The sequence below is a fragment of the Chryseobacterium hilariae genome (assembly GCF_051400735.1).
Lineage (GTDB): Bacteria > Bacteroidota > Bacteroidia > Flavobacteriales > Weeksellaceae > Chryseobacterium.
On the sequence record NZ_JBLFFJ010000001.1, the window covers coordinates 187,972 to 214,357 of the forward strand.

Below are 26,386 nucleotides of genomic sequence, written 5' to 3' on the forward strand. Positions count from 1 at the left end.
AAATGCATTTTGGCCTAAAATTTTTTAGTCGGAGTTAGGCTGGAATTACCATAAAACCTATATTTGCACCCTAAATTTTAAAAATAATGAAAGAACTAATTGAAAAAATCAACGCTGAATTCGAAGCGTTTGCAACTGAGGCTAACCAACAAGCAGAAAAAGGAAACAAAGCTGCAGGTACAAGAGCTCGTAAATCAGCTTTAGAACTTAGCAAACTGTTCAAAGAATTCAGAAAAGTTTCTGTAGAAGAAGCTAAAAAATAATTCGTTCCCAAACCGGCTCACTGAGCCGGTTTTTTTATGCCTTGATTTCACTGGTCAAATTATTCTGTTTTGATCAAAATTGCCAAATTGCTAAATCAGCAAATAGCCCTTTAATTTCTGTATTTTTTTCTTTATTCAAGCAAATTCTGTTATCTTTAAACATTCAATATATGTTATGAAGATAAATAAATTTTTTGCTGTGCCTGTACTTATGCTGGCCGCCCAGTTCTCGTGGGCTCAGGTGAAGGTAGATCCGAAAGAAAAGCTTGATCCTATTGTGAAAAGCTTTGTAGATGAAATCAATAACAATTCCCAGCTGGAAAATATGGCGTATGAGCTGTTGGACGGTATCGGACCGCGTCTTGTGGGAACTCCTGAAATGCTGGCAGCTAATGAATGGTCTGCCGCTAAACTCAGTTCCTGGGGAATAGAATCCAGCCTTCAGCAGTTCGGTACATGGAAAGGATGGCAGCGTGGAATTACGCATGTAGATATGGTGTATCCCCGTGTGAAATCATTGGCTGCAACACAGCTTGCGTGGAGTCCGGCAACGAAAAAAGCAGTAGAAGCCGAAGTTATAGTGCTTCCAAAAGTTTCTTCCAAAACTGAGTTTGATGCATGGCTTCCTTCTGCAAAAGGGAAAATAGTGCTTATGGCACAATATCAGAAGATCGGCCGTTCAGACGAGCAGATTAAAGAATTTGCCACCCCGGAACTGTATGAAAAACTGAAAGCAGAAAAAGAGCAAGCCGGAAAAGAATTTCGCGATTATATAAAAAATATTGGTTATGATAACAATACGCTTCCGGAAGCTTTGGAAAAAGCGGGAGCAGCAGGAATTGCTATTTCCAATTGGACAGGTATTATGGGAGCGAACAGGATTTTCGGAGCGAAAACGTCAAAGATTCCAATGATAGATATTGATGTAGAAGATTACGGGATGCTTTACAGAATGGCAGAAAAAGGAGCAAAACCTAAGATCAGGGTAGAAGCACAGTCCAAAATCCTTCCTGATGCAAAAAATTTTAATACAATCGGTATCATTAAAGGAAAAGAAAAGCCTGAGGAATATGTGATTCTTTCTGCTCACCTTGATTCCTGGGATGGAGCACAGGGAGCCACAGATAACGGAACGGGTACCCTTACCATGCTTGAAGCCATGAGAATACTGAAAAAATATTACCCAAACAATAAAAGGACTATCGTTGTTGGACTTTGGGGAAGTGAAGAGCAGGGGCTGAATGGTTCAAGAGGATTTGTAGCAGATAATCCGCAGATTATGAAAGGAACACAGGCGGTATTCAATCAGGATAACGGGACAGGGCGCGTGATCAATATCAGCGGACAGGGATTTGTGAATTCTTACAGCTATATCGGAAAATGGTTAACCGGAGTTCCGAAAACGGTGAGAGACCACATTAAAACAGATTTTCCGGGAATGCCCGGAGGCGGAGGTTCTGACCATGCTTCGTTCGTAGCAGCCGGAGTGCCTGGATTTTCCTTAAGCTCTCTGAACTGGGGATATTTCGGTTATACATGGCATACCACAAAAGACACCTATGACAAGATCGTTTTTGATGAGGTTAAAAATAATGTGGTTTTAACGGCTGCTTTGGCTTATATGGCCTCAGAAGATCCTGAATTTACGAGCAGAGAAAGGAGAGTATTACCTAAGGATGAAAAAGGAGAAACGATGAATTGGCCGGAAACTAAAGAGCCGAAGAGGAATTCTAAGGACTATAAGTAGAGATGGTAGACTTCAGATATTAGATTTATAACCCGGGATATAGATTATTTAGTTTTATTAATCTTACAAGAATAAAGGCTGTGCAGATTAGTGTGCAGCCTTTGTTTTTTATCGCAAAGGCAAACAAGGTAGATTTTTTGACATATTAATTATTAATAAGGAAAACAAGGGCATTCCATTCAGCAAGTAAAACCAATATATTTCCCTGTATTATTTATCAATAAGTGAAACGGCTCTGTCTATCTTTGCGTTTAATTTAATCCTTATCCCGAATTCAGGTTAAATAATATTTTAAAGTTTAGAAACAGTAGATGAAACCCAGGATTCCAAATCCGATATTTTCGAAACAGAAGGTTTATAATCTTTTGTGCTCAATTCACCAAAGCCATACTCACAGAAAATAAAAGGCAAGCCATTGGCTTTTGCAGAATTATAATCCGTCTGCGTATCACCAATATAAACAGAGTTTTCAGGGCTTAAATCATTCCTTTCCATAATCAGCCGGATATTCTCCGATTTCGGTTTTTGAGTCCGGCCATAACACTCAATATCTGTAAACAGATCATTAAACTGATAATAGTCTAAAAATGCTTCAATATATCCGTCCTGACAGTTACTGACTATGAAAAGCTGATGATTTCCTGCTAAATGGTGCAGGGTTTCTGAAACTCCTTCATACAAAATACCGCCATGAAGGCGCAGTACTTTACTTTCACGCTGTACCACCTCAGAAAGCACTTCCTTAACCTTTTGATCAGAAATTCCCGGAATGATATCTTTTAAAATATCGTCTGCCAGTAAACCCAGGTATTGGTTCATATCTTCAGGTTTCATTTCTTTTTTTATCAGATCATCTCTCATCAGGACCTCATTCCATACTTTGATGATTGTGGCTCTTGGATCCCAAAGTGTTCCGTCCAGGTCGAAAATTAAATTCTTATAGCTCAATTGTATTGTTATTTTTATATGTTGGTATTTTAACGATCTTTAATGCGTTATAAAATCATGCTCAGTTGCACTCTTTTTCTCGCTTCATCTACTTCTGTCACTCTTACGCGGACATGCTGATGAAGTTTCACCACCTCATTCACATCAGATACAAAGCCATCTTTTAATTGGGAAATATGGACAAGTCCGCTTTCCTTGATTCCCATATCCACAAAACACCCGAAAGCTGTAATATTATTGACAATTCCGGGAAGAATCATTCCGGCTTTTAAATCTCTGATACTTTTTACATGAGGATCAAATTCAAATACTTTAGCTGCTTTTCGGGGATCTAATCCCGGTTTTTCAAGCTCTTTTAAAATATCTTTGATTCCTAAAATTCCTATTTCTTCTGTAATATAGTTTTCAGGCTTTACCAAAGCTGTTTTTTCTTTGCTGGCAATCAGCTCATTGGTTTTAATGCCAAGGTCTTTGGCCATTTTTTCTACAATTCCGTAAGCTTCAGGATGTACGGCAGAATTATCAAGCGGATTTTTAGCATTGGAAATTCTTACAAAAGCTGCAGCCTGCTGGTAAGCTTTTTCACCAAGTCTCGGAACCTTTTTAAGCTGTTTTCTGTCCTCAAAAGCACCGTTCTCTGTTCGGTAATTAACAATGTTTTCCGCCATCTTTTCTCCGATTCCCGAAACATAGCTTAAAAGTGATTTGCTTGCCGTATTCAGATTGATTCCTACGGAATTCACACACTTCATAACTGTTGAATCAAGTTCGTTTTTCAATTGGGTTTGGTCTACATCATGCTGGTATTGTCCCACACCGATGGATTTGGCATCAATTTTCACCAGTTCCGCGAGCGGGTCGGCCAGTCTTCTCCCGATGGAAACTGCTCCACGCACCGTTACATCATAAGAAGGAAACTCATCCCTTGCAATTTTACTTGCGGAATATACCGATGCTCCTGCTTCCGAAACCACAAAAACCTGCATCGGCTTATCAAAAGCAATTTTCTTAATGAAAAACTCAGTTTCACGGCTTGCCGTCCCGTTTCCGATGGAGATTGCTTCAATATTGTAAGCATTCACCATGGAACGGATCTTTTTCATGGCCATTCCGCTTTCGTTCTGTGGAGCGTGAGGGTAGAGGGTTTCATTATGGAGAAGATCACCTTTTTCATCAATGCATACTACTTTACAGCCGCTTTTGTATCCCGGATCAATGGCTAAAATCCTTTTTTCGCCCAAAGGCGGGGCAAGAAGAAGCTGGCTCAGGTTTTCAGAAAATATTTCAATAGCTTTTTTATCTGCCTTTTCTTTAGCTTCCTGCAAAGCTTCATTGGAAATCGCAGGTTCTAAAAGTCGTTTATAGCTGTCTTTAATGGCAAGGACAATCTGATCCGAACTTTCATTATTGGATTTGATGATGGCTTTTTCGATAAAATCAATGGCCTCTTCTTTATCAATTCCTATATTCAGTTTCACAAAACCTTCAGATTCGGCTCTGAGCATTGCCAAAAGCCTGTGAGAAGGTGTTCTGCTGAGATTCTCTTCCCATTCGAAATACTGTGAGAATTTTTGTGCATCTTCTTCCTCTTTTTTAGCCTTGACCGCTTTAGAAGTGATTACAGCCTTACGCTGGAACAGGCGGCGAAGGTTTTTTCGGACATACATATTTTCATTGATCCATTCCGCCATGATATCCCTTGCGCCCTGAAGCGCTTCCTCTTCCGATGAAACTTCAGTGTTCAGGTATTTTGAGGCAAGAAACTGCAGGTCGTTGCTTTTCTGACTCATAATAATTTTGGCTAAAGGTTCCAGTCCTTTCTCCTTGGCAGTATCTGCTTTTGTTTTTCTGCGCTTTTTGAAAGGTAAATACAAATCTTCCAGCTCCAGAATATCGAAACTTTCCTCAATTCTCTGTTTCAGTTCGGCTGTCAGGGCATTTTGTTCTTCAATTGATTTTAAAATGCTGTCCTTTCGCTTTACAATTTCTTCAAACTGCTTGCTGATCTTTGAGATCTGTTCGATCTGAACTTCGTCCAGGTTTCCCGTTTTGTCCTTTCTATAGCGGGAAATAAACGGAATAGTGCAGTCTTCTGCTAATAATTGAAGGGTATTGTTGATGCTCTTTTCGGATATATTGAGTGTCTGTTTTATATAGCTTGTAACGTTCATTCTAAATTTTAAACAGCTAAAATAGGCAATTTTAGTATAGAGTGGAATATTTTGGATCGTCCTTTTTTAGCCATTTCATTTTTAAAATAGCTCATAAAAAACAGAAACTTTCATTTCTTGATGTATGTTAAGTTGATAATTAATATGGTTTTCTATTTTTGAAATTCTTAAATTTAGAGTTTTAAACAATTTTTTAAACAAATAAACAATATGAAAAAACTTAGTGTAATTGCGTTAGTAGGAATAGGATTACTTGCAGCATCGTGTACAAAAGAAAAAACAGCAGATACTGCATCAACTGCAACAGAGCAGAAAGTAGCAGAGAGCAAAGGTGAAGTTTTAGCTGTTGATGTTGCTACTTCTGTGGTAAACTGGAAAGCTTTCCACAAAGGAGGTATGGCTCCTCGTTGGGGGACACTTAACGTAAAATCAGGAGATTTAAGCGTTGAAGGAGGTCAACTGACTGCTGGAAACTTTGTGATCGATATGAATTCTATTAAAGTAGATCCGGCTTCAGTAACAGAAAAAGATAAAAAACCTGGAGATCTTGAAGCTCACTTAAAAAACCCTGATTTCTTCGATACAGCAAAGAACCCTACTTCAGATTTTAAAATTACAAGTGTTACAGATCTGAAAGATGCACCTAAAGATGCTGTTGCAGGAGCAAACAAAACAGTAAGCGGAAACCTTACTTTATCTGGAAAAACAATGAACGTAACTTTCCCTGCTAAAGTGGATGTTACTGAAGGTTCAGCTTCTGTTCAGGCTAAATTTACAGTAAACAGAGCAGATTGGGGAATCAAATTCGGTACTTCAGAAGCAGATCCAGCAGAGTGGATGATCAGCAAAGACATCGAAATTGCTGTTGATGTAAAAGCTAAAAAATAATTTGTTAGATACAAATACTCAGAGCTGCTTTCTTAGGAGGGCAGCTTTTTTTATGGAGCTAAGGCATTAAATTTAGAGGATTGATAAAACTTTTTTATATTTATGAAAACACAAATATGAAAGAGAGAGTACATTTTATTATGTGCAGACGGCAGTTATTATACCGGAAGTACAAATAATCTTGAACGTAGAATTCTTCAGAATCAATTAGGCTAAGGTTCGAATCATACGAAAAATAGACTTCCTGTTAGCTTATATATTATGAAGAATATGAGCGTATTGATTTTGCTTTTTACAGGGAGAAACAAGTACAGGGATGGAGTCGGAAGAAAAAAGAAGCACTGATTAATAGATGCCCCGAGCTGCTTCCTCAATTAGCTGTAGCATATAGGGATTTGCTTTCCGAAGAGTTAAATGGTTGAGAGATAAGATGGCTGAGACACTCGAAGCCAACGTTCAATTCACTACTTTTGCCCTATGATTACGATATACATTCTGTTGATAATAAATTTTTTCACTTTCATTATTTTCGGCTGGGATAAAAGACTTTCAATTAAACATAAAAGAAGAATTCCGGAGAGTACACTTTTAGGGGCAACCTTTATAGGAGGGACTATAGGGGCAATTGTAGGAATGCTGATTTTCAGGCATAAAATTTCAAAGAGATCATTTTTGCTGAAATTTGGAGCAATGATTTTAATTCAGGTCTTTTGTATTTATTTTTTACAAAAATATTGGTAGGCCTAATCATTAAAACCCAATGGTAGATTCTTAAACTTCAATTCAAATAGATTTATAAAATCTTCAATTTTAAAGCTTTAACGGGACCTGATGGTGAACTTGCTCATTATGAATTTGTTAATTAATTTATATTCTTGCTCATTATTCATTAGAAATCACTATTTTTGCACCCGTAAAAATCATTCATGCAAAACATTAGAAATATTGCGATTATCGCACACGTTGACCACGGGAAGACGACTTTGGTTGACAAGATTATTCATGCTACAAACATTTTCAGAGAAAATCAGGAAAGTGGAGAATTAATAATGGATAACAATGACCTTGAAAGAGAAAGAGGTATTACGATCTTATCCAAAAATATTTCTGTTACCTATAAAGACACTAAAATTAATGTAATTGATACTCCTGGTCACGCCGATTTCGGTGGTGAGGTAGAAAGAGTTCTAAAAATGGCAGATGGGGTAATCCTATTGGTTGATGCCTTTGAAGGACCAATGCCTCAGACAAGATTCGTACTTCAGAAAGCATTGGAATTAGGACTTAGACCATTAGTTGTTATCAACAAAGTAGATAAGCCAAACTGCCGTCCGGACGAAGTTCACGATCAGGTATTTGATTTGTTCTTCAACCTTGAAGCTACTGAAGAGCAATTGGATTTCCCAACGTTCTACGGATCTTCAAAACAAGGTTGGTTCAACACTTCATTAGAACAGACTGAGGATATTTTACCATTATTGGATGGTATTTTACAGTATGTTCCGGAACCTAAAGTATCTGAAGGAACTTTACAGATGCAGATCGTTTCTTTAGACTTTTCTTCTTTCTTGGGAAGAATTGCAATCGGAAAAGTGATCAGAGGAGAAATTAAAGAATCGCAGTGGATCGGTCTTGCCCAGGCAGACGGTAAAGTTCTGAAAGGAAAAGTAAAAGAATTATACGTTTTTGAAGGGTTAGGGAAGAAAAAAGTTTCAGAAGTAAAAGCAGGAGATATCTGTGCTGTTGTAGGTTTTGATGCTTTCCAGATTGGTGATTCATTCGTAGATCTTGAAAATCCGGAACCATTGCCAAGAACTGCCATTGATGAGCCTACATTGAACATGACGTTCTCTATCAACAATTCACCTTTCTTCGGTAAAGACGGTAAATTTGTTACTTCTAATCACCTGAAAGAGAGATTAACGAAAGAATTAGAGAAAAACTTAGCATTAAGAGTTCAGCAGACTGATGATGCCAATACATTCCTTGTTTTCGGTAGAGGTATTCTTCACTTGTCAGTTTTAATTGAAACAATGAGAAGAGAAGGTTACGAAATGACAATTGGTCAGCCACAGGTTATCCTGAGAGAAATTGACGGTGAAAAATGTGAGCCTTACGAATCTTTAGTAGTTGACGTTCCTGAAGAATTTGCTTCAAGAGTAATCGACTTGGCTACTCAGAGAAAAGGAGACCTTCATATTATGGAAACTAAAGGAGAGATGCAGCATATGGAATTCGAAATTCCTTCAAGAGGTTTGATCGGATTGCGTTCTCAGATGTTGACTGCTACTGCCGGTGAAGCTATTATGGCACACCGTTTCACAGAATATAAGCCTTTCAAAGGATCTATTCCTGGAAGAAACAATGGAGTATTGATCAGTAAAACTCAAGGTCCTGCTACAGAATATTCTATCGCTAAATTACAGGACAGAGGTAAGTTCTTCGTGGATCCGGGTGAGGAAATTTATGCAGGTATGATTATTGGTGAACAAAACAAGCCTGGAGATTTGGTTGTAAACATCGTAGAAGCAAAACAGCTGAACAACATGAGAGCTTCCGGAAAAGATAAAGATACTGGTGTTGCACCGAAAATCTTATTCTCACTGGAAGAATGTATGGAATATATCCAGGGTGACGAAGCAATTGAGGTAACTCCAAACTTCATCAGAATGAGAAAAAAAATCCTTTCTGAAGAAGAAAGAAAAAGAATGGACAGATCAGCGAAAGCATAATCCATATAAATTTTTAAAGTCCTCAATAATGAGGACTTTTTTATTTTTAAATTTAACAAAACCAAATGATGAACTTTACTTTTAAAATTGCCTGCAAAGACCAAAAAGGGTTGGTATATAGAATCTCGGATGTATTGTTGGAAAACAAGCTTAATATTATAAAAAATGACGAATTTGTAGACAGCGAAAAGTCATTGTTCTTTATGAGAACAGAGGTTTCAGGAATTGCTGATCCGCAAAAAGTGATGGCCCAAATCCAAGATCAATTGGGAAACTGCGACATCTACCTAAGTAAGAATAAGCCTAAGGATGTTGTTATTCTTGTGACAAAGGAACATCATTGTTTGTCAGATCTGCTGATCAGAAACCATTTTAAGGATCTTAATTTTAATATTCTGGCGGTCATCGGGAATTATGAAAACCTAAAAGATTTGACAGAGAAATTTGATATTCCGTTTCATTATATTTCTACAGAAAATATCACTAGAGAAGAACATGAAATTCAAATCAAGCAAACCCTTAAAAATTATGAATTCGATTATTTGATTTTAGCCAAGTTCATGAGAATTCTTTCACCCAATTTTGTTGCAGATTTTAAAGGAAAGATAATCAATATACACCACTCGTTCTTACCGGCATTTATTGGTGCAAATCCTTACAAACAGGCCTTTGAAAGAGGTGTAAAGATTGTTGGGGCAACAGCACATTTTGTGACCAATGATCTGGACGAAGGTCCAATAATCTATCAGGATATTATCAGAGTGAGTCATTCCAAAACAGCAAAAGATCTTGCAAACCTGGGAAGAGATGTTGAAAAAAATGTCTTGGCAAATGCTTTGAAACTGGTTTTTGAAGACAAAGTTTTTATTGATGGAAATAAGACGATTATTTTTGAATGATAATTCTCAATTGAAAATGTAATTTATTATAGTAAATTTAAAAATCAAAAAAAATAATTTAATGTAGTTTTGCAGACTATGAGAATGAATAAATTAAAGACTGTACTTTTATTGGGAATTTTTGCATCATTTAGTTCGTGCTCTGTCCAGAATAATACAGTAAAACAAACACCGACAAAAAATACAGCAAAGCCTAACAACAATACCATAAAACCAAAAGATCCGGTTACCCCAGGAAAACCTGTAACAGCAGTTCCTTCAGCCGATGAGAACTTCAGAACCGTTCTTCCGGAGGTTAAAAGAGAATTTCGTGGAGCCTGGATCGCCAGTGTAGCCAATATCAACTGGCCCTCAAGAAATAACTTAACGGTTGATCAGCAGAAAGCAGAAGCCATAAGCATGCTTGATATGCTGAAAAATAACAACTTCAATGCAGCGATCTTCCAGATCAGGCCTTCTGCCGATGCGCTATATACAAGCAGTATAGAACCTTGGTCATACTTTCTGACCGGAGAAACGGGAATGGCTCCTTATCCCAATTATGATCCCCTTCAGTTTTGGATTGAAGAAGCACATAAAAGAGGCTTGGAGCTGCATGTGTGGTTAAATCCTTACCGTGCCCATCATTCGAACGGAGGTGCTGTAAACAGCCTGTCTATGGCGAGCAAGCTTTCTGATATTGTGGTAAGATTAAAAAACGGCATGTACTGGTTCGATCCTGCCAATCCTAAAACGCAGGGGCATGTTTCCAATGTGGTAAAAGATATTGTGAAAAGATATGACATCGATGCCATCCATTTTGATGATTATTTCTATCCTTACGCCACCTATAACAGGGGAGCGGACTTTCCGGACAATACAACCTGGAATGAATACCAGAGAAGCGGCGGAACATTATCCAGAGCAGACTGGAGAAGGGATAATGTCAATAAATTTGTAGAGAGAATTTACAAAGAGATCCATGCAGAAAAAGATTATGTGAGATTTGGGATCAGTCCGTTCGGAATCTGGAAGCCCGGATATCCTGCAGGAATTGTGGGTTCTTCTCAGTACGACGAACTATATGCTGATGCAAAATTATGGCTGAATAAAGGATGGGTAGATTATTTCTCCCCACAGCTTTACTGGCCGATTGATGCCAAAGGTCAGGGGTTTGAAGCATTACTGAACTGGTGGAAATCCGAAAACACAATGAACCGCCATCTTTGGCCGGGCCTTAATACCGTTGAGATCAAAGTATCAGACCGCCCTTCGGAAATTAAAAATCAGATTGAAATTTCAAGACAGGTCCTGAAGAATAATGCCGGAGAAATTCATTGGAGCATTGCCGGATTAACAAAAAATGCAGGCATGCTTCCTACTCTGAAAAACGGACCTTACAGCGAAAAAGCATTAGTTCCGAAAACACCATGGATAAAAGCAGTTCCATTACAGGCTCCCACTTTATTTATAGCTGATAACGGAAGTTTTGTACAAACAAATTGGAGTATAAAGAATATAGGAAATGTCTTCCAATGGGTGCTTTTCAGCCAGTACAACGGAGTTTGGGAAACGGAAATCCTTACATTGGATACCCTTTCAAAAGATATTCCTAAATTTAAAGATGGTAAAAGATTAAATGCAGTTGCAATAAAAGCAGTAGACAGACTCGGAAATGAAAGTGATTATATGGCTAAAAAGATAAAATAACTTAAGGAGGTTAAAGTTATTATAAGATTTTAATCTTTCAGTAAATTTATACAGACCTTCAAAAAAGCAATAAAAATCATTATTTTTAAAGAAAACAATAGAACCAGTTCAATGAGGGCTGGTTTTTTTAATATTCAGACAAAACCGATTCAAAAACAGGAAGTCAATTTATTTTAGAATAGCTATAAATTAAATATTTAGTCATCTTTATATCAGTGACTTAAAAGTATATTGAAGTTCTTCAGAAGGAAAATAAAACAGTGGCGGAACTATTTTTGCATTAGTATTAACTAATCACAAAAATATAGCATTATGAATACCAACAGACTTTCCCCGACTATTGAAAAAGCACTGAGTGACCAGATGAACAAAGAAATTCACGCATCACACGTTTTTCTATCGTATGGGATTTGGGCAGATGATAAAGGATATCAGGGAATTGCCAATTTCCTTTACAGGCATGCACAAGAAGAAAGAAATCATTCTATCAAGTTTATGGAATATGTGCTGAACAGAGGTGGAAAACCAAAAGTAGATGCCATACCGGCTCCTCCTGCCGATCCGGAATCTTTAACAGATTGTTTTGACGGTGTCTTCAAACATGAAGTTGACAATACTACAGCAATTTACAGAATTGTAGATCTGGCGTTAGAAGAAAAAGACTGGGCTACATGGAATTTTATGCAGTGGTTCGTACAGGAGCAGATAGAAGAAGAAACACTGGCTTCCAACCTGATTGATAAATTGAAAATTGCAGGCGGGGACCGTGCTACAGATGAGTCTTTATTTACTTTAGATAAAACATTGCAGGAAGCACCGAATGATGTTCCTCTGGCTCAGGATGCCACAGGTGACAATCCATAAAACCAATTGATGAAAAAAATTATTGAAAATCTGCCTAAACCCCGGCAGATTTTTTTATTATGAAACTCCCTTTAAATTCACTATCTTTGCAGGCTGAAAGTTCAGTGGTTCGGAGTATGAATTTAAACATCAGAATTCCAGCCCGGACTTAAATAGCATCATTGAATATTAAACTTTGAATTTTACAATATGAAATGTGGAATTGTAGGCCTTCCGAATGTAGGTAAATCAACCCTCTTTAACTGCTTAAGCAACGCTAAAGCTCAATCTGCAAACTATCCTTTCTGTACGATAGAACCGAACCTGGGTACGGTATCTGTACCGGATCAGAGACTCTTTGAACTCGAAAAAATAGTTAATCCAGAAAGAGTATTGCCAGCTGTAGTTGAAATTGTTGACATTGCAGGTCTTGTAAAAGGAGCCAGCAAAGGAGAAGGACTAGGAAATCAGTTCCTTGCCAACATTCGCGAGTGTGAAGCAATTATCCATGTTTTGAGATGCTTCGATAACGGTAACATTATCCACGTTGAAGGCTCTGTAGACCCGATGAGAGATAAGGAAATTATCGATATCGAATTACAGCTTAAAGACCTTGAAACAGTAGGAAAAGCTGTTGAAAAAGCTAAAAAGTTCATCAAATCCGGAAAGAAAGATGATATCCTGGTGTATGAAACTCTTCAGAACCTTGAAAAATTCATTGAGGATGGGAAAAACGCAAGAGAATTTCCGGTAAATGATTTAACACAGCCTATCATAGACGACATTCAGCTTTTAACCAAAAAGCCTGTACTATATGTGTGCAACGTAGATGAAAACTCTATCAAAAACGGAAACGAATGGATAGAAAAGATCGATGCAATGGCTAAAAATGAAGGAGCAGAAACTGTTGTTTTGGCAGCACAGATCGAGGCAGATATCAATGAGCTGGAAACATTCGAAGAAAGAGAGATTTTCCTTGAAGAACTAGGACTTGAAGAGCCTGGAGTAAACCGTCTGATCAGAAAAGCTTACGACTTATTAAAGCTTCAGACTTATTTTACCGCTGGTGTAAAAGAAGTAAGAGCATGGACAATAGGACAGGGATGGACAGCTCCACAGGCTGCCGGAGTGATCCACACAGACTTCGAAAAAGGTTTCATCCGTGCAGAAGTAATCAAGTATAATGATTATATCACTTATGGTTCCGAAGTAAAAATTAAAGAAGCTGGAAAACTTTCTGTTGAAGGAAAAGAATATATCGTTCAGGATGGCGACATCATGCACTTTAGATTCAACGTATAAGAATATATTAAAGTTAGTTATAATAGAAAACGCTTCGGGGATCATCTCTGGAGCGTTTTTTCTAGTAAAATTTAATAAAGGACTAAAAAAAAGCCGTTCAACTAATGAACGGCTTTAATTCTTATTAAGGCTCTATTCCGGGTCTACATTGCAGCTGTGCACAGCCTATTGATATTTTTTTGCAGCCTCCGGTCATAGGATCAATACAGTCCATTAATCCTCCGGTGATACTTCTTAATTGTTTTTTGTTCAGTTTTTTCCCTTTTGGTAAATCTTGATTTTTCATGTTTTGATTTTTAGTGAGTTAGTTTGAAAACTAAGGTAAGAAAAATATCTAAATGTATATCACTTCATGAAGAAAAAAGTAAAATATTTTTCATTTTCAAATTCTTTTAACTTTGTATATTTGAATTTTACAAACAAGTTCAGTTATGGAAAAGATCGCTCATTCATCCCTTGAAGACTTCTATAAAGAGATGGCCGCCAAACTGGGAAAAGATCTTGAAAGTATTTTTCCGAAAGGGCTTCATAAAGATATAGGACATTTCAATGTATTCGATATCAGGCAGACTATCGAAAGAGCGCGAACTACTTCGGAAATGCCTTATAACAGGAGAAAATATTACAAAATAAGCCTGATCAGGGGACAGAATAGGGCAGAATATGCAGACAAAATCATAGCTATCAAAAAGAATGCTTTATTATTTGCTACTCCTAAAGTTCCCTACCATTGGGTGCCGGAAGACCCTAACCAGTCGGGAAGTTTCTGTGTTTTTACAGAAGATTTCTTCATCAAGGCACAATCCCGGTTTTCATTGGAGGACCTGCCGATTTTTCAGCCGGGAAATATTCCGCTGTTCGAGATTGATGATGATCTGGCAGACGAAATAGAAATTCTGTTCACAAAAATAAAACAGGAAATAGATTCCGATTATATTTTCAAATATGACCTGATCAGGAATTATGTGCTGGAGCTGATCCATTACGGACAAAAGCTGCAGCCTGCTGCAAAGCTTTCTGCCTCAAATGATGCCTCATTACGGGTAGTGTCATTATTTATAGAACTTTTGGAAAGGCAGTTTCCGATAGAATCTTCAGATCAGAGATTACAGCTGAAAACGGCAAAAGATTACGCTGACAGATTAGCAGTTCATGTGAATTATTTAAATAAAAAATTAAAAGAAAGCACTGGAAAAACAACCACCGAATTTATTGCCGACCGTATGATCCAGGAAGCTAAAATTCTTTTAAGACAAACCAAATGGAACGTTTCTGAGATTTCTTATGCTCTGGGTTTTGAAGAAATCGCCCATTTTTCTAACTTTTTCAAAAGAAAGACTTCATTTACCCCGATGCAGTTCCGTGCATGATTTGAATTTTGCAAATTTCAGATTGATTCAGGCAAACACTTTTTCTGCAGAATTTTCCAACTTTGTATTATTAAAATAAATAATATAAAACGATGAATACAAAAACAAAAATTGCATTAGTCACTGGTGGAAGCCGCGGACTTGGAAAAAATGCAGCTCTTAAGATTGCTCAAAAAGGATTAGACGTCATTATTACTTACAAAAACAGCAGTGAAGAAGCCGATGCTGTAGTCAGCGAAATAAAAGCACTGGGCCAAAATGCTGCTGCTTACCAGTTGGATACCAGGGATGTCAAAAGCTTCGATGCATTTGTGAAAAACATTACAGATCATCTGAAAACTGAAACAGGCAGTCCAAATATCGATTTCCTGATCAACAATGCAGGAACAGCTTTATATGCTCCCATCATGGAAACTACGGAAGAACAGCTTGACGACATCGTAAATGTTCATTTTAAAGGAGTTTTCTTTCTGACACAGAAAATGCTTCCTTTCATTAATGATGGTGGCGGAATTATTAATATTTCATCAGGACTTGCAAGATTTGCCCTGCCGGGATCTTCTGTTTACGGTTCTATGAAGGCCGGTGTAGAAATGCTGACAAAATATATGGCAAAAGAACTGGGATCCCGTAAAATCAAGGCGAACGTTATAGCGCCGGGAGCTATTGAAACAGATTTTGGAGGCGGAAGAACAAGAGACGATCAGAATGTAAATTCAATGATTTCAAATATTACAGCACTGGGAAGAGCCGGACTTCCGGATGATATCGGAGGGGTAGTGGCATTCCTGTGTACTGAAGATGCAGGCTGGATCAACGGCCAGAGAATAGAAGCTTCCGGAGGAATGTTCTTATAGCAAAAGAGCGAAAAGATGAATGAAAATGTATTCCTTCATTTGTTATTGCGACTGTAGAGTAATGAAGAATCTTTAAATTAAGCCAAACAAAACCAGTTCATATTGAGAACTGGTTTTGTTTATTGGTTAAATACCTAGAACAGTTGTGAATTTAGCAGATTTTAAACCGGTAAATTTACCTATCTTTAGTATCCATAAACTTCATTTCTATGATAAAAGAGTTTTTTGACCAGTTTCCTTATATCCTTGTAGGACTTGAAATTCTTTATCTTGGCGGGATTATTTTTCTGGCGGGTAAAATTATTATGGATACCAAGAATACAAGTAAGACTCTGGCGTATCTTATGCTGATCATCTTCCTTCCGGTTTTAGGAATTATTATCTACTTTGTATTTGGCGTTAATTACCGTAAAAATAAATTCTACACTTTCAAAATTGAGCGTAATGAACAGATCTATCAAGCTGTAAGTACCTATATCCGGGAAACCCATCATAAAACATTGGAAACGCATAAAAATGAAATTGAACAATTTTTAACTACAGTCAATTTTCTTTACAATGCCGGACATTCTGCGCTGTCGCAAGGAAACCATGCAGAAATACTGATCAATGGAGAAGGTAAATTTGAAAAAGTTTTTAAAGTGATTGAAAAAGCAGTCCATCATATTCACATGGAATACTATATTTATGATAATGACGGGATAGGGAACAGGCTTGCCGACCTGCTGATCAGAAAGTCCGGAGAAGGTGTGATCGTCCGTTTTCTCTATGATGATATGGGAAGCGGGAAAATAGGACGCGATCTTTTGAAAAGACTGAAAGATGGTGGGGTGGAAATATCACCTGTTAATAAAATTACGTTCAGGTTGCTGGCCAATAGGGTCAATTACAGAGATCACAGAAAGATCATCATTGTGGATGGGGCAGAGGTCTTTACGGGAGGAATCAATGTTTCTGATAAATACATTAATCCTAACCCCCAGCAGTATTGGAGAGATGTTCATCTTTATATCAAAGGAGGGGCGTCTTTCTACTTTCAGTTTTTATTTTTCAGCAACTGGATCTTTGCAACGGAGAAGGTTCCTGAAATCTCTCAGCTTTATTTTAACCATAAGAATAAGGAGGAAGGGAACTCACTTATTCAGACAGCTGCCAGCGGTCCTGATACCAAGCCAGCCATTATGCTGAGTACAACATCGGCGGTACTTTCTGCCAAAAAAAGAATCTATATTGTTACTCCTTATTTTATTCCGGTGGAAACAGTGCTGAATGCCATTAAGCAGGCTGCTCTTTCAGGGGTAGATGTAAGGCTTATGGTTCCTAAATCCGGTGATTCCATGGTGGTGAATGGGGCAGCATATTCTTACTACGAAGAGCTTCTGGTAAATAATGTAAGAATCTTCTTCTATAAAAAAGGGTTTATCCATGCTAAAACGATGATCATAGATGATCATTTTTCATGTGTGGGAACAGCTAATATGGACGTAAGAAGCCAGGAACTGAATTTTGAAGTCAATGCACTGGTTTTTAATAAAGAAATCAACGAAAAACTTCAGAACCTGTTTCATGAAGATATGAATGACAGCGAGGAAATTTTTCTTGATTCATGGCGGAAAAGACCAAAGCACAAAGTCTTCTTTGAGCATCTGGCCAGATTGCTTTCCCCGCTTATATAAAGCCTTAGAGCCTGGAAAGGTTTTCGATGGCTTTTTCCAGTGTTTCCTGTTTTTTCGCAAAACATAGGCGGATCACGTGATCATTTCTTTTGTTTTTATAGAATGAAGAGAAAGGAACACTGGCCACTTTATGATTGATCGTTAGCTCCGAAGCGAAATCAAAATCATTTTTATCAGATATCTTATCATACGTGAGACCTTGAAAATAGGTTCCTTCACAATCAAGAAGCCCGAAGGATGTGCCTGCAAGACCTTTTCTTAGAAAATCCCTCTTTTCCTGAAAAAAGCTGTTCAGGTTAAGGTAATGTTCATCATTTTTCATGTATTCAGCAAGGGCAAGCTGGATAGGTGTATTGACACAGAAAACATTGAACTGATGGACTTTTCTGAATTCATCAGTAAGGTTTTTAGGAGCAGCACAATAACCGGTTTTCCAGCCTGTGACATGGAAAAGCTTTCCAAACGAAGCAACAAGAAGACTTCTCTCTTTAAGCTCGGGATATTGGCAGATGCTGAGATGCTGCTTTCCGTCAAAAACAATATTTTCATATACTTCATCACTCAGGATAAGGATTGAAGTGTTTTTTACAATTTTGATCAGTTCCTGCAGATCATTTTCCTTTAAAATTTTCCCAGAAGGATTATTGGGATTATTGAGGATGATCATTTTAGTTTTGTCGCTCACCAGATCCTTTACGGTATTCCAGTCGATTTCATAATCCGGAGCTTTCATTTCAAAACGCTTTACAACTCCTCCAAAAAGTTCTACTGTAGGCTCATAACAGTCGTAGGCAGGCTCAAAGATGATGACTTCATCCTCTTTCTTAACAAAAGTGGCGATGGCTGTAAAAATGGCCTGGGTTCCTCCTGCAGTAACTGTGATCTCGGTATCTGGGTGATAAACTGCCTGGTGGCTGTTCTCTATTTTTCTGGCAATCTCTTCTTTGAGCGGCATCATTCCTCCCAAAGGAGCATACTGGTTGAATCCTTTTTGGATAAAATGACTGACATGATCCAGCAGTTCAGCATCCGGCATGAAATCAGGAAACCCCTGGGAAAGATTGATGGCCTCATTTTCATTGGCGAGCTGTGTCATTTGGCTGAAAATGGTGGTTCCTACATTTGAAAGCTTGGATAATGGAAGTTGTATCATTAAAGGACTTTTTTACTTACTTCGAATTTAATTCATTTTTTGTAATCAGAAGCAGAAATTTCATAAAAAAGACTGCCCTTGCAAGGACAGCCTTTAAAGTTGTATCATTCCGTGAGGGCTTATTTTGAAATCAGCAGTTTCTGGGAACTCGTAGTATGTTCAGATTTAACTTCAACAATGTAGGCACCCTGCACCAGCTTCTCAGTATTCAGGGTAAGGGTCTGAGGCCCGCTGTTGAGGATTTCAGATTTTTCAAGCACAACTTTTCCTGAAAGATCCATCAATCTTACCGACACCAGTTCTCTTTTAGAAAAGTTGGTCTGTAGGTCCACATGGCTTTTAGCGGGATTAGGAACCATGGTAATTCCTCTTTGTTCCGCTGCCTGAAGTTCTGTTTTAGCAATGCTCTCGAGATCGGAAAGTGGAGATTTCAATGCGATTGCACCGCCTTCTTTTGTTGGTACAGTGTCTCTTTTTGAGTAACAGAATGTAAAACATCTTGTACATATGATCATTTTATCTTTCTTTTCAGTCACACAGATCGTATACGTTCCGGGAGCCGTATACGTATGGCTTAGAGTAGATGTAATGTAAGGTGAAGAAGTTCCGTCGCCCCATGCCACGGTATAGGTGCTTCCCGGATTGTTAGGTGTAGAAACCAGAACAGGATTCAGCAGGGTTAAGTTAGCGGTAGCCGCATTGGTTACGGTACTGAATGAAGTGTCAAGTTTGAAATCTGCAGTACATCCGTCACATGATTTCACACAGATATTATCATACCATACTCTTTCGCTTGGGTTTGAGGTATAATCCGGAGATATCATAACAGCCGTGGAATTGTTCATAATGTTATTAAAATCAGCAGTTGTTGCTGCGGAGCCCAGCGTCCAGGTTCCATCCGAATTGCTTGGAAGGGTAGTTCCTGTACTATTAGCGATCGGTGCACGCACACGAACCCATCCGCTTCCCGGAGTTACGGTGACATTGGCCACAAAACTAATGTACTGATTGCCGGACATGATGTAGATTGTAGGGTGAATAGGAGCACCATAGCCGCCATCTTTTTCAAGATAGAAATCAAAATAAAGACATTGGCCTAAAAATCTTTGTCCTAAATTTTTAAAATCGGAAGGATTGATATACCATGATCCGCCTGATTTATCATCAAGAATAATATACTGGGAACCATCCAGCGTATTCGGGGTACCGGCAGAAACGCCTACGTTTCCGTTAGGATAAGGAGCAGGAGTCCAAAGTCCGGGAGGGTTATTGGGGTCATTAAAATCTGAACATGGTGCCTGGGCATTCACCATAAGGCATCCTAAAAGAAGATAAATAGTTAAAAAATACATTCTTACCATAATATTATATTGATTTTATACATCAAAAACCAACAAAAACTTTAAGAATTAATATTTATTTTGTGTATAGGTTAAAATTAGAATAGTTTTTAAAATCTCTTTAATGTGAATTAATAAGTGAATACATTTTCCTAATAAGTGAAGCCCTGCTGCTATTAATTGTAATTAAAAAAAGGAAAGCTGAGGTTGCTCAGGACTTTTCTGCAGCAAGCCCGTTACATTTGTTAGAATGGAACCCAAAACCACTCTAATACCTGAAAATTATAAAAACTGCAATACCGGAATGATCTTTAATTCAAAGAAGAAAATTTTTTGATTATACAGACAGTTCTAAAGGAGAATTGGGAGGAAAACGAAATATCAGCACCGAGGAAATAGGCAAAACTTTTTTCACAAGCACTCCTCAGTGGGGAAAGAAAATGTTTGCTTTTAGAAACAGTATCGTGAAAATGTTCGGACTGAAAACCGGAACAGATAAAAGTAAGTCATTATCATCGGATGATTTTAAACTTGAAGTGGGAGACCAGATAGGAATTTTCAAAATATTCGATAAGACAGATTGCGAAATTATTATTGGTGAGAATGATAAGCATCTTGATTTCAGGGTTTCTCTTTTTTATGATAATACACAGTACGGCACTGAAAATAGTTTTTTAACAATTTCAACTACTGTGAAATCTCATAACCGGCTGGGAATGCTGTATTTCATTTCTGTGCGTCCTTTTCACCAATTGATTGTTCCGGTAATGCTGAAAAAAATGATAGCAAAACTGGAAGGCAGATAACAAAACGAAAACATGATTTCGGCTACAGTTTATTCTAAATTTTCAATCTTGTTTAAGAAATCATTCTTTTTACGCACAGAAACATCCAGGACAGAATGGTCCGCCATTACTACCTGTCCGCCTTTCCCTTTGATGTATTCTTTAAGGTGAAAAAGATTGATCAGATGCTTATGATGAATCCTGAAAAAATTATATTTTGTAAGATGTTCTTCAAATTCATGCAATGTTTTAGAAACAATGATCTTTGTTTTATCCGCAAGATAAAAAGTGGTGTAGCTGGAATCTGCCTCACAGCGGATGATATCATTGATGTTGGTTAATTTGAAACCCTGAAGGGTAGGAAGGCTGATCTTGTTCTCGCTGGAAGAAATGCCCGGCTGGATTTTACTTTTTTTAATCGATTCCAGCACTTTATTGACAGCAATGATAAAATCCATTTTCTTGATAGGCTTGAGCAAATAATCTGCTGCACTGTTTTTAATAGCCTGGATGGCAAAATTTTCAAATGCCGTAATGAAAATAATCCGGGAGTCTATTTCTCTGAACTTTGAAAGCAGGTCAAAGGCAGTACCGTCTTTCAGCTGTACATCCAGAAAAAGAATATCTGGGGAATTTTTAGTAAGATAAATATAAGCTTCCTCCACGCTTGATGCCTGAAATGCCACCTGTATCTCAGGAAATTCATTTTCCAGCAGAAGAGCAATATAATCTCTTCCATCCTGTTCATCATCAATGATGCATGCCTGTATTTTGGTTTTCATAAGGTTTTATATAAAGTTTAATTTGGGTTCCCGGTCTTTGCTCTTTTTCGGAAAGATCATGGATTTCAAGTATGATATGAGTCTCAAAAAGCTGCCTGAATGTTTCAATTCTTTTCTGAGATAATTTTACCCCGAAAGAATCCGGGCTTGTCTGCCTTTTGCTGCCAATGCCTGTGCCATTATCTTCTATGATAACACAAATGGATGTTCCATTGTGGTCAAAAGATACCTGTATATTTCCTTTTCTGTCCTTTAAACCTGCAATTCCATGTTTGATGGCATTTTCCACAAAAGGCTGTATCAGCAGGGAAGGAAGCATCCAGTTTTCGTTGATGTTTTCAGATAAAGTAATTTTATAGTCGAACAGATGCTTTAACCTGAGTTTTTCCATATTCAGATATAATGAAAGATAATCTGCTTCATCCTTGATAGACATAAATGTTTTCTCGGAGTAATGCAGAGTCTTTCTGATCATTTGAGCAAATATTTCAAGATAATTCTCTGTTTCTTTATAATCTTTTTTATACAGAAGAAACTGGATAGAATTGAGGCAGTTATAAATGAAATGGGGATTAATTTGTGCTTTAATGGCCTGCAGTTCCAGTTCGGCAATTTTTTTTTCATAGTACAACGTTTCCAGCTTCTTATTTCTCTTCTTCTGAAAATAAAAGTTGATCAGAATAAACAATGCGGCAGCACCAAGGCTGATAATCATCAGCCTGAACCACAAGGTTTGCCAGAATTTCGGTAGGATTTCAAATTGAAGATTCGTAGAGCTATAAGACTGGTTTCCATTATAGCCGATCCCGAAAATCTTAAATGTATAACTGCCCGGAGGAAGAGAAGAGAAAATGATTTTCTGGGAAGTGCCTGTTTGCCAATCATTGCTGAGTCCTTCGATCTTATACCGGTAACTTATCTTTCCCTGGGAAATAAAATCCGGAAAACTTACATTAAAGGTAATGTCATTGTCAGGAGTCTGGCCTGTTAGCGGCTGGCTGATGTCGAAAATTTCCCTGCCGCCAATGACAACTGAATTGATAATTACTTTTTTGCTGATGAATTTCTTCTGGCTCATCAGATTTTTAATAGAAAGAATCCCCAACCCTTTTGAGGTTCCTGCATAGATGGTATCACCGGAAATAATACATCCGGACACCGCATTCGACGGCAGACCATCTGTCTGTGTGAAATTATTGATCCTGATATCAGATCCTTTAAGCTCAATCCTGCTGAGCCCATAATTAGTACTTGCCCAGAATACATTTTTGTTTTCTATTTCAATTTTTTTGATCTGCCCTATCACCAATCCAGCTTTTTCCGAAATTTTCCTGAGGATCTTAAAGTTATCAAAAAGAATAATCCCGTTCACGTTGGTAGCCCCGATGTATAGATTATCACCTAATTTCTTGAGGTCTGTAAAATAGTATCCCTTCAGAAACAGTTTTTTCTTTTTAGAAACAGTATTCACTTTATAAAGATCCTTAAAGTTCCCAACAAACAAGCTATCCCTGGCATAGGGAAGAGCAGTATACATTCTTTCTTTGCTGAGGATCTCAGTATAGCTGCCTGTTTTATAATTATAAGCAATAAGCCCGTCTGATGTACATAATATAATAGATCCCGGGGTATAGGGCACAATATTCTTTAAAAGATAATCCTTTAAAAATTTTTTTTCCCTCGTCATGATATCATACTGAAAAAGACTCCTTGTAAGCCCGAATATTACTGTGTTTCCATCAGAAAAGATAGCTTTGTGCTCTATTTTGATATTTTTTTCAAAAACAAGGTCTGTTACCTGCCCATTGTGGTAGATGCCGCTTTTAGCTTCATTATACCCCAGAAAAATACCATGGCTGTTTTTGGCAATGGCCTTTATGTTTGATGAATTATTTTTGATCGGAAAGTGAACATAATTTTTAAAAAACTGGTCAGCAATGAAAAAAATGCCATTATTCCGCGTAGAAAACCAGGTATTGTTGTCTTTATCCACTAAAATATCATTGAGAATATAGTTTTCCATCATTCTCACGGGATCGGAAAGCCTGCTGTCATTAGATAAAGGTTGTTTAAAATAAAGAGCTCCGCCTTCTTCAGGACATAGCCAGAGCCGGTAATTATTGTCTATAACAAGCCGGTGAATATTTTCCTTTGCGGTATAGCTTTTAAGTTTTTTGAAATAAAATTTGTTGTAAAGTTTGTAAACTTCTATCGTTCTTTTGTTTCTGAAAACAAAAATGTCACCTTTCCTTAATATGACCGTGTTTTTCTTAATAGAAATATTGCAGGCTGTTTTCTTTTTTGTGATGATATTATAAGCCTGAATATTTTCCTTCTTTTCCTGACGGAACAGATACAATATCTGATCAGCGATGTTCAGGCCGAAAGCATAATAAGGATCTGTCTGGCTGCTCTTGATTGCCAAAGGAATTCTGCTCACCTTTTCATGGTGATACATGTAAATATTGTCCGGATTATAAGCGGAAAACAGGTAAAGAGATTCATTGTCAACATAATAGCCGGGATTAACCGTGAACTGCATTTTTTGTAATTCACTGTTAGAATCCGAATTGATAATCTTACCGTTTTTCAGGTACGCAAAATCATTCAGAAAAGGAGCAATAAAAATTTCTCCGTTGGATAAAGGGATACATGACAGGGCTTCGATGTTTTTTAAGCCCTGCTTATTGTTGAAATGTTTAAATTCCTTTCCGTCAAACCGGAACAATCCGTTATCACTTCCTATCCATACAAATCCGGTCTTATCCTGGCTGAGTGAGTAGGTATACGAATTGTTCAAACCGTCTTCTTCATTATAATTAACCATTCCGGGGATCTGGGCAAAAAATAATGACGACAACAATATAAAAGAGAATAGATGAAAAAGTATAATTTTTTTCACTGGATATTGAATAATGTGGTAAATATATAATTTGATTAATAATAATACAATCTTTAAGGTTAAATATTGAAAAAAAACGAATCGAAAAAATTCGGATAATTTTGTACAATTTCGTACTTTTGTATGTTTGCTGAAATCATATATGTCACAAGAAATAAATCCAATCTACTCCGAAGATAATATCAGAACCCTCGACTGGCAGGAACACATCCGTCTGCGCCCCGGAATGTACATCGGGAAGCTCGGAGACGGCTCCTCTGCGGACGACGGTATTTACATTCTGCTTAAAGAAATTCTGGACAACTCTATTGATGAGTTCAGAATGAAAGCAGGAAAAAGAATTGAAATAAAAGTGGACGACGGTAAGGTCAGCATCCGTGACTTTGGCCGTGGAATTCCACTGGGAAAGGTTGTAGATGCCGTGTCCAAAATGAATACTGGAGGAAAGTACGACAGCAAAGCCTTCAAAAAATCTGTAGGATTGAATGGGGTTGGTACCAAAGCTGTTAATGCCCTTTCAGAGTATTTCCGCGTAAGGTCTTTCCGTGAAGGAAAAATGAAGATGGCGGAATTTTCCAGAGGACTGATCACAGAAAACCATGAAGAAAAAGATACTTCGGACAGAAACGGAACAGAAATTTCCTTCGTTCCTGACGGAGAGATCTTCCTTCATTTCAAATACAGGAAAGAATATATAGAAAAAATGCTGCGCAACTATGCGTACCTGAATCCAGGCCTGAAAATAATTTTCAATGGTGAGACCTATTATTCTGAAAACGGACTTAAAGATCTTTTGGAAGAGGAAATGGAAAACGAAATTCTGTACTCCATCATTCACCTGAAAGATACCGATATAGAGCTGGCCATCACGCATTCTGACAAATCGCAGACAGAAACCTATTTTTCTTTCGTGAACGGACAGAATACCACGCAGGGAGGAACGCACCTTAATGCCTTCCGTGAAGCTTATGTAAAGACAATCCGTGAGTTTTTCAATAAAAACTTTGATGCTTCAGATATCAGAAAATCTATCATTGCAGCCATTTCTATCAACGTAGAAGAACCTGTATTCGAATCCCAGACCAAAACCAAACTGGGATCCAATGACATGGGACCGAATGGCCCTACCGTAAGGACTTTTATTATTGATTTTCTGAAAAGCAAACTCGATAATTTCCTGCATAAGAACCCTGAAATTGCCGAAGCGATCCAAAGAAAAATCCTTATCTCCGAAAGAGAAAGAAAGGAACTTTCAGGAATCCAGAAACTGGCAAGAGAAAGAGCTAAGAAAGTATCCCTTCACAATAAGAAGCTCCGTGACTGCAGACAGCATTACAACGACCAGAAGAATGAAAGAAAAGGAGAGACCCAGATCTTCATTACTGAGGGAGATTCTGCATCCGGATCTATCACCAAATCAAGAGACGTAGAAACACAGGCCGTATTTTCACTGAAAGGGAAACCTTTGAACTGCTACGGGCTGACTAAAAAAGTAGTATACGAGAACGAAGAATTCAACCTTCTTCAGGCTGCTTTGAATATTGAAGAAAGTCTAGAAGATCTGAGATACAATCAGGTAATCATATCTACCGATGCCGATGTGGATGGTATGCATATCCGTCTTCTGATGATCACATTTTTCCTTCAGTTTTTCCCTGATCTGATTAAAAATGGACATCTTTATATTCTTCAGACCCCATTGTTCAGGGTGAGGAATAAAAAAGAGACAAGATATTGCTATACCGAAATGGAAAGAATAAAAGCGTTGAACGAGCTTGGGAAAAACCCTGAAATTACCCGATTCAAAGGGCTTGGGGAGATTTCACCTGATGAGTTCAAACATTTTATCGGAAAAGATATCCGCCTGGAGCCTGTAGTGATAGGCAAAGACCAGACAATAGATCAGCTGCTTGAATTCTATATGGGTAAAAATACACCGGACAGGCAGGTGTTTATCCTGGAGAATCTTGTAGTGGAAGATCCGGATATTGATAAAAAAGAAATCCTGGATGAAGCAGAAACTAAAATTTAACCAATAA

At 37.8% G+C, this 26,386-nt stretch carries 22 protein-coding genes; 15 read left to right on the forward strand and 7 right to left on the reverse strand.

Features of this window, described 5'->3' with window-relative positions:
- Positions 1-86: 86 nt before the first annotated feature.
- Together ACMGDK_RS00875 and ACMGDK_RS00880 are read left to right on the forward strand one after the other, a co-directional pair.
- Complete coding sequence (locus tag ACMGDK_RS00875) at positions 87-263, forward strand: BF3379 family histone-like protein (RefSeq protein WP_040994607.1); 177 nt, start codon at positions 87-89, stop codon at positions 261-263.
- A gap of 175 nt (positions 264-438) precedes the next feature.
- Positions 439-2,010: a M20/M25/M40 family metallo-hydrolase gene (locus tag ACMGDK_RS00880; protein ID WP_436806186.1), complete on the forward strand. Its 1,572-nt coding sequence runs from the start codon at positions 439-441 to the stop codon at positions 2,008-2,010.
- 291 nt (positions 2,011-2,301) lie between these two features.
- Here the strand turns inward: ACMGDK_RS00880 and ACMGDK_RS00885 are convergent, their stop codons facing one another.
- Complete coding sequence (locus ACMGDK_RS00885; RefSeq protein WP_436806187.1) at positions 2,302-2,958, reverse strand: HAD family hydrolase; 657 nt, start codon at positions 2,956-2,958, stop codon at positions 2,302-2,304.
- A 47-nt stretch (positions 2,959-3,005) separates the two neighbouring features.
- Positions 3,006-5,129, reverse strand: coding sequence for a Tex family protein (locus ACMGDK_RS00890; RefSeq protein WP_436806188.1), 2,124 nt, complete (start codon positions 5,127-5,129; stop codon positions 3,006-3,008).
- A gap of 210 nt (positions 5,130-5,339) precedes the next feature.
- Here ACMGDK_RS00890 and ACMGDK_RS00895 point away from each other — a divergent pair, with 210 nt between their 5' ends.
- The 8 genes from ACMGDK_RS00895 to ychF all read left to right on the forward strand — a co-directional run bounded on the left by ACMGDK_RS00895 (position 5,340) and on the right by ychF (position 13,482).
- Positions 5,340-6,017: a YceI family protein gene (locus tag ACMGDK_RS00895; protein ID WP_436806189.1), complete on the forward strand. Its 678-nt coding sequence runs from the start codon at positions 5,340-5,342 to the stop codon at positions 6,015-6,017.
- 132 nt (positions 6,018-6,149) lie between these two features.
- Entirely contained in the window at positions 6,150-6,233 is an 84-nt protein-coding gene (locus tag ACMGDK_RS00900) for a GIY-YIG nuclease family protein (RefSeq protein WP_436807241.1), read from the forward strand.
- Positions 6,234-6,494: 261 nt separating this feature from the next.
- A complete protein-coding gene (locus ACMGDK_RS00905; protein WP_436806190.1) occupies positions 6,495-6,758 on the forward strand; it encodes a DUF1294 domain-containing protein in 264 nt (87 codons plus the stop codon).
- 185 nt (positions 6,759-6,943) lie between these two features.
- Entirely contained in the window at positions 6,944-8,749 is a 1,806-nt protein-coding gene (typA, locus tag ACMGDK_RS00910) for a translational GTPase TypA (RefSeq protein ID WP_436806191.1), read from the forward strand.
- A 65-nt stretch (positions 8,750-8,814) separates the two neighbouring features.
- Positions 8,815-9,648 carry a formyltetrahydrofolate deformylase gene (gene purU, locus ACMGDK_RS00915; protein WP_436806192.1) on the forward strand — a complete coding sequence of 278 codons (834 nt, stop codon included), beginning with the start codon at positions 8,815-8,817 and terminating at the stop codon, positions 9,646-9,648.
- A 78-nt stretch (positions 9,649-9,726) separates the two neighbouring features.
- Positions 9,727-11,337 carry a glycoside hydrolase family 10-like protein gene (locus tag ACMGDK_RS00920; RefSeq protein ID WP_436806193.1) on the forward strand — a complete coding sequence of 537 codons (1,611 nt, stop codon included), beginning with the start codon at positions 9,727-9,729 and terminating at the stop codon, positions 11,335-11,337.
- A 312-nt stretch (positions 11,338-11,649) separates the two neighbouring features.
- The gene (locus ACMGDK_RS00925) at positions 11,650-12,201 is read left to right on the forward strand and encodes a ferritin (RefSeq protein WP_436806194.1); all 552 of its coding nucleotides are present in this window, start codon (positions 11,650-11,652) and stop codon (positions 12,199-12,201) included.
- 189 nt (positions 12,202-12,390) lie between these two features.
- Positions 12,391-13,482, forward strand: a complete 1,092-nt coding sequence (gene ychF / locus ACMGDK_RS00930) for a redox-regulated ATPase YchF (protein ID WP_111958334.1) — start codon at positions 12,391-12,393, stop codon at positions 13,480-13,482.
- Positions 13,483-13,606: 124 nt separating this feature from the next.
- Here the strand turns inward: ychF and ACMGDK_RS00935 are convergent, their stop codons facing one another.
- Positions 13,607-13,768 carry a bacteriocin gene (locus ACMGDK_RS00935; RefSeq protein WP_436806195.1) on the reverse strand — a complete coding sequence of 54 codons (162 nt, stop codon included), beginning with the start codon at positions 13,766-13,768 and terminating at the stop codon, positions 13,607-13,609.
- Between the two features lie 145 nt (positions 13,769-13,913).
- Here ACMGDK_RS00935 and ACMGDK_RS00940 point away from each other — a divergent pair, with 145 nt between their 5' ends.
- The 3 genes from ACMGDK_RS00940 to cls all read left to right on the forward strand — a co-directional run bounded on the left by ACMGDK_RS00940 (position 13,914) and on the right by cls (position 17,385).
- Positions 13,914-14,852, forward strand: a complete 939-nt coding sequence (locus ACMGDK_RS00940) for a helix-turn-helix domain-containing protein (protein WP_436806196.1) — start codon at positions 13,914-13,916, stop codon at positions 14,850-14,852.
- 92 nt (positions 14,853-14,944) lie between these two features.
- Complete coding sequence (locus ACMGDK_RS00945; protein ID WP_436806197.1) at positions 14,945-15,709, forward strand: SDR family NAD(P)-dependent oxidoreductase; 765 nt, start codon at positions 14,945-14,947, stop codon at positions 15,707-15,709.
- Positions 15,710-15,918: 209 nt separating this feature from the next.
- Positions 15,919-17,385, forward strand: a complete 1,467-nt coding sequence (cls, locus tag ACMGDK_RS00950) for a cardiolipin synthase (RefSeq protein ID WP_436806198.1) — start codon at positions 15,919-15,921, stop codon at positions 17,383-17,385.
- 4 nt (positions 17,386-17,389) lie between these two features.
- On the opposite strand, the gene ACMGDK_RS00955 is transcribed toward cls, so the two are convergent.
- Positions 17,390-18,538: a methionine aminotransferase gene (locus tag ACMGDK_RS00955; protein WP_436806199.1), complete on the reverse strand. Its 1,149-nt coding sequence runs from the start codon at positions 18,536-18,538 to the stop codon at positions 17,390-17,392.
- A gap of 119 nt (positions 18,539-18,657) precedes the next feature.
- Positions 18,658-19,899 carry a T9SS type A sorting domain-containing protein gene (locus ACMGDK_RS00960; protein WP_436806200.1) on the reverse strand — a complete coding sequence of 414 codons (1,242 nt, stop codon included), beginning with the start codon at positions 19,897-19,899 and terminating at the stop codon, positions 18,658-18,660.
- A gap of 293 nt (positions 19,900-20,192) precedes the next feature.
- On the opposite strand from ACMGDK_RS00960, the gene ACMGDK_RS00965 reads away from it, so the two are divergent.
- The gene (locus tag ACMGDK_RS00965) at positions 20,193-20,684 is read left to right on the forward strand and encodes a DUF2867 domain-containing protein (RefSeq protein WP_436807242.1); all 492 of its coding nucleotides are present in this window, start codon (positions 20,193-20,195) and stop codon (positions 20,682-20,684) included.
- 29 nt (positions 20,685-20,713) lie between these two features.
- On the opposite strand, the gene ACMGDK_RS00970 is transcribed toward ACMGDK_RS00965, so the two are convergent.
- A complete protein-coding gene (locus ACMGDK_RS00970) occupies positions 20,714-21,445 on the reverse strand; it encodes a LytR/AlgR family response regulator transcription factor (RefSeq protein ID WP_436806201.1) in 732 nt (243 codons plus the stop codon).
- Positions 21,414-24,272 (reverse strand): sensor histidine kinase, encoded by a 2,859-nt coding sequence (locus tag ACMGDK_RS00975; protein WP_436806202.1) that lies wholly within the window; start codon positions 24,270-24,272, stop codon positions 21,414-21,416. The genes ACMGDK_RS00970 and ACMGDK_RS00975 overlap by 32 nt, the downstream gene beginning before the upstream one ends.
- A gap of 217 nt (positions 24,273-24,489) precedes the next feature.
- On the opposite strand from ACMGDK_RS00975, the gene ACMGDK_RS00980 reads away from it, so the two are divergent.
- Entirely contained in the window at positions 24,490-26,379 is a 1,890-nt protein-coding gene (locus ACMGDK_RS00980) for a DNA topoisomerase IV subunit B (protein WP_436806203.1), read from the forward strand.
- The last annotated feature ends 7 nt before the right edge of the window (positions 26,380-26,386 follow it).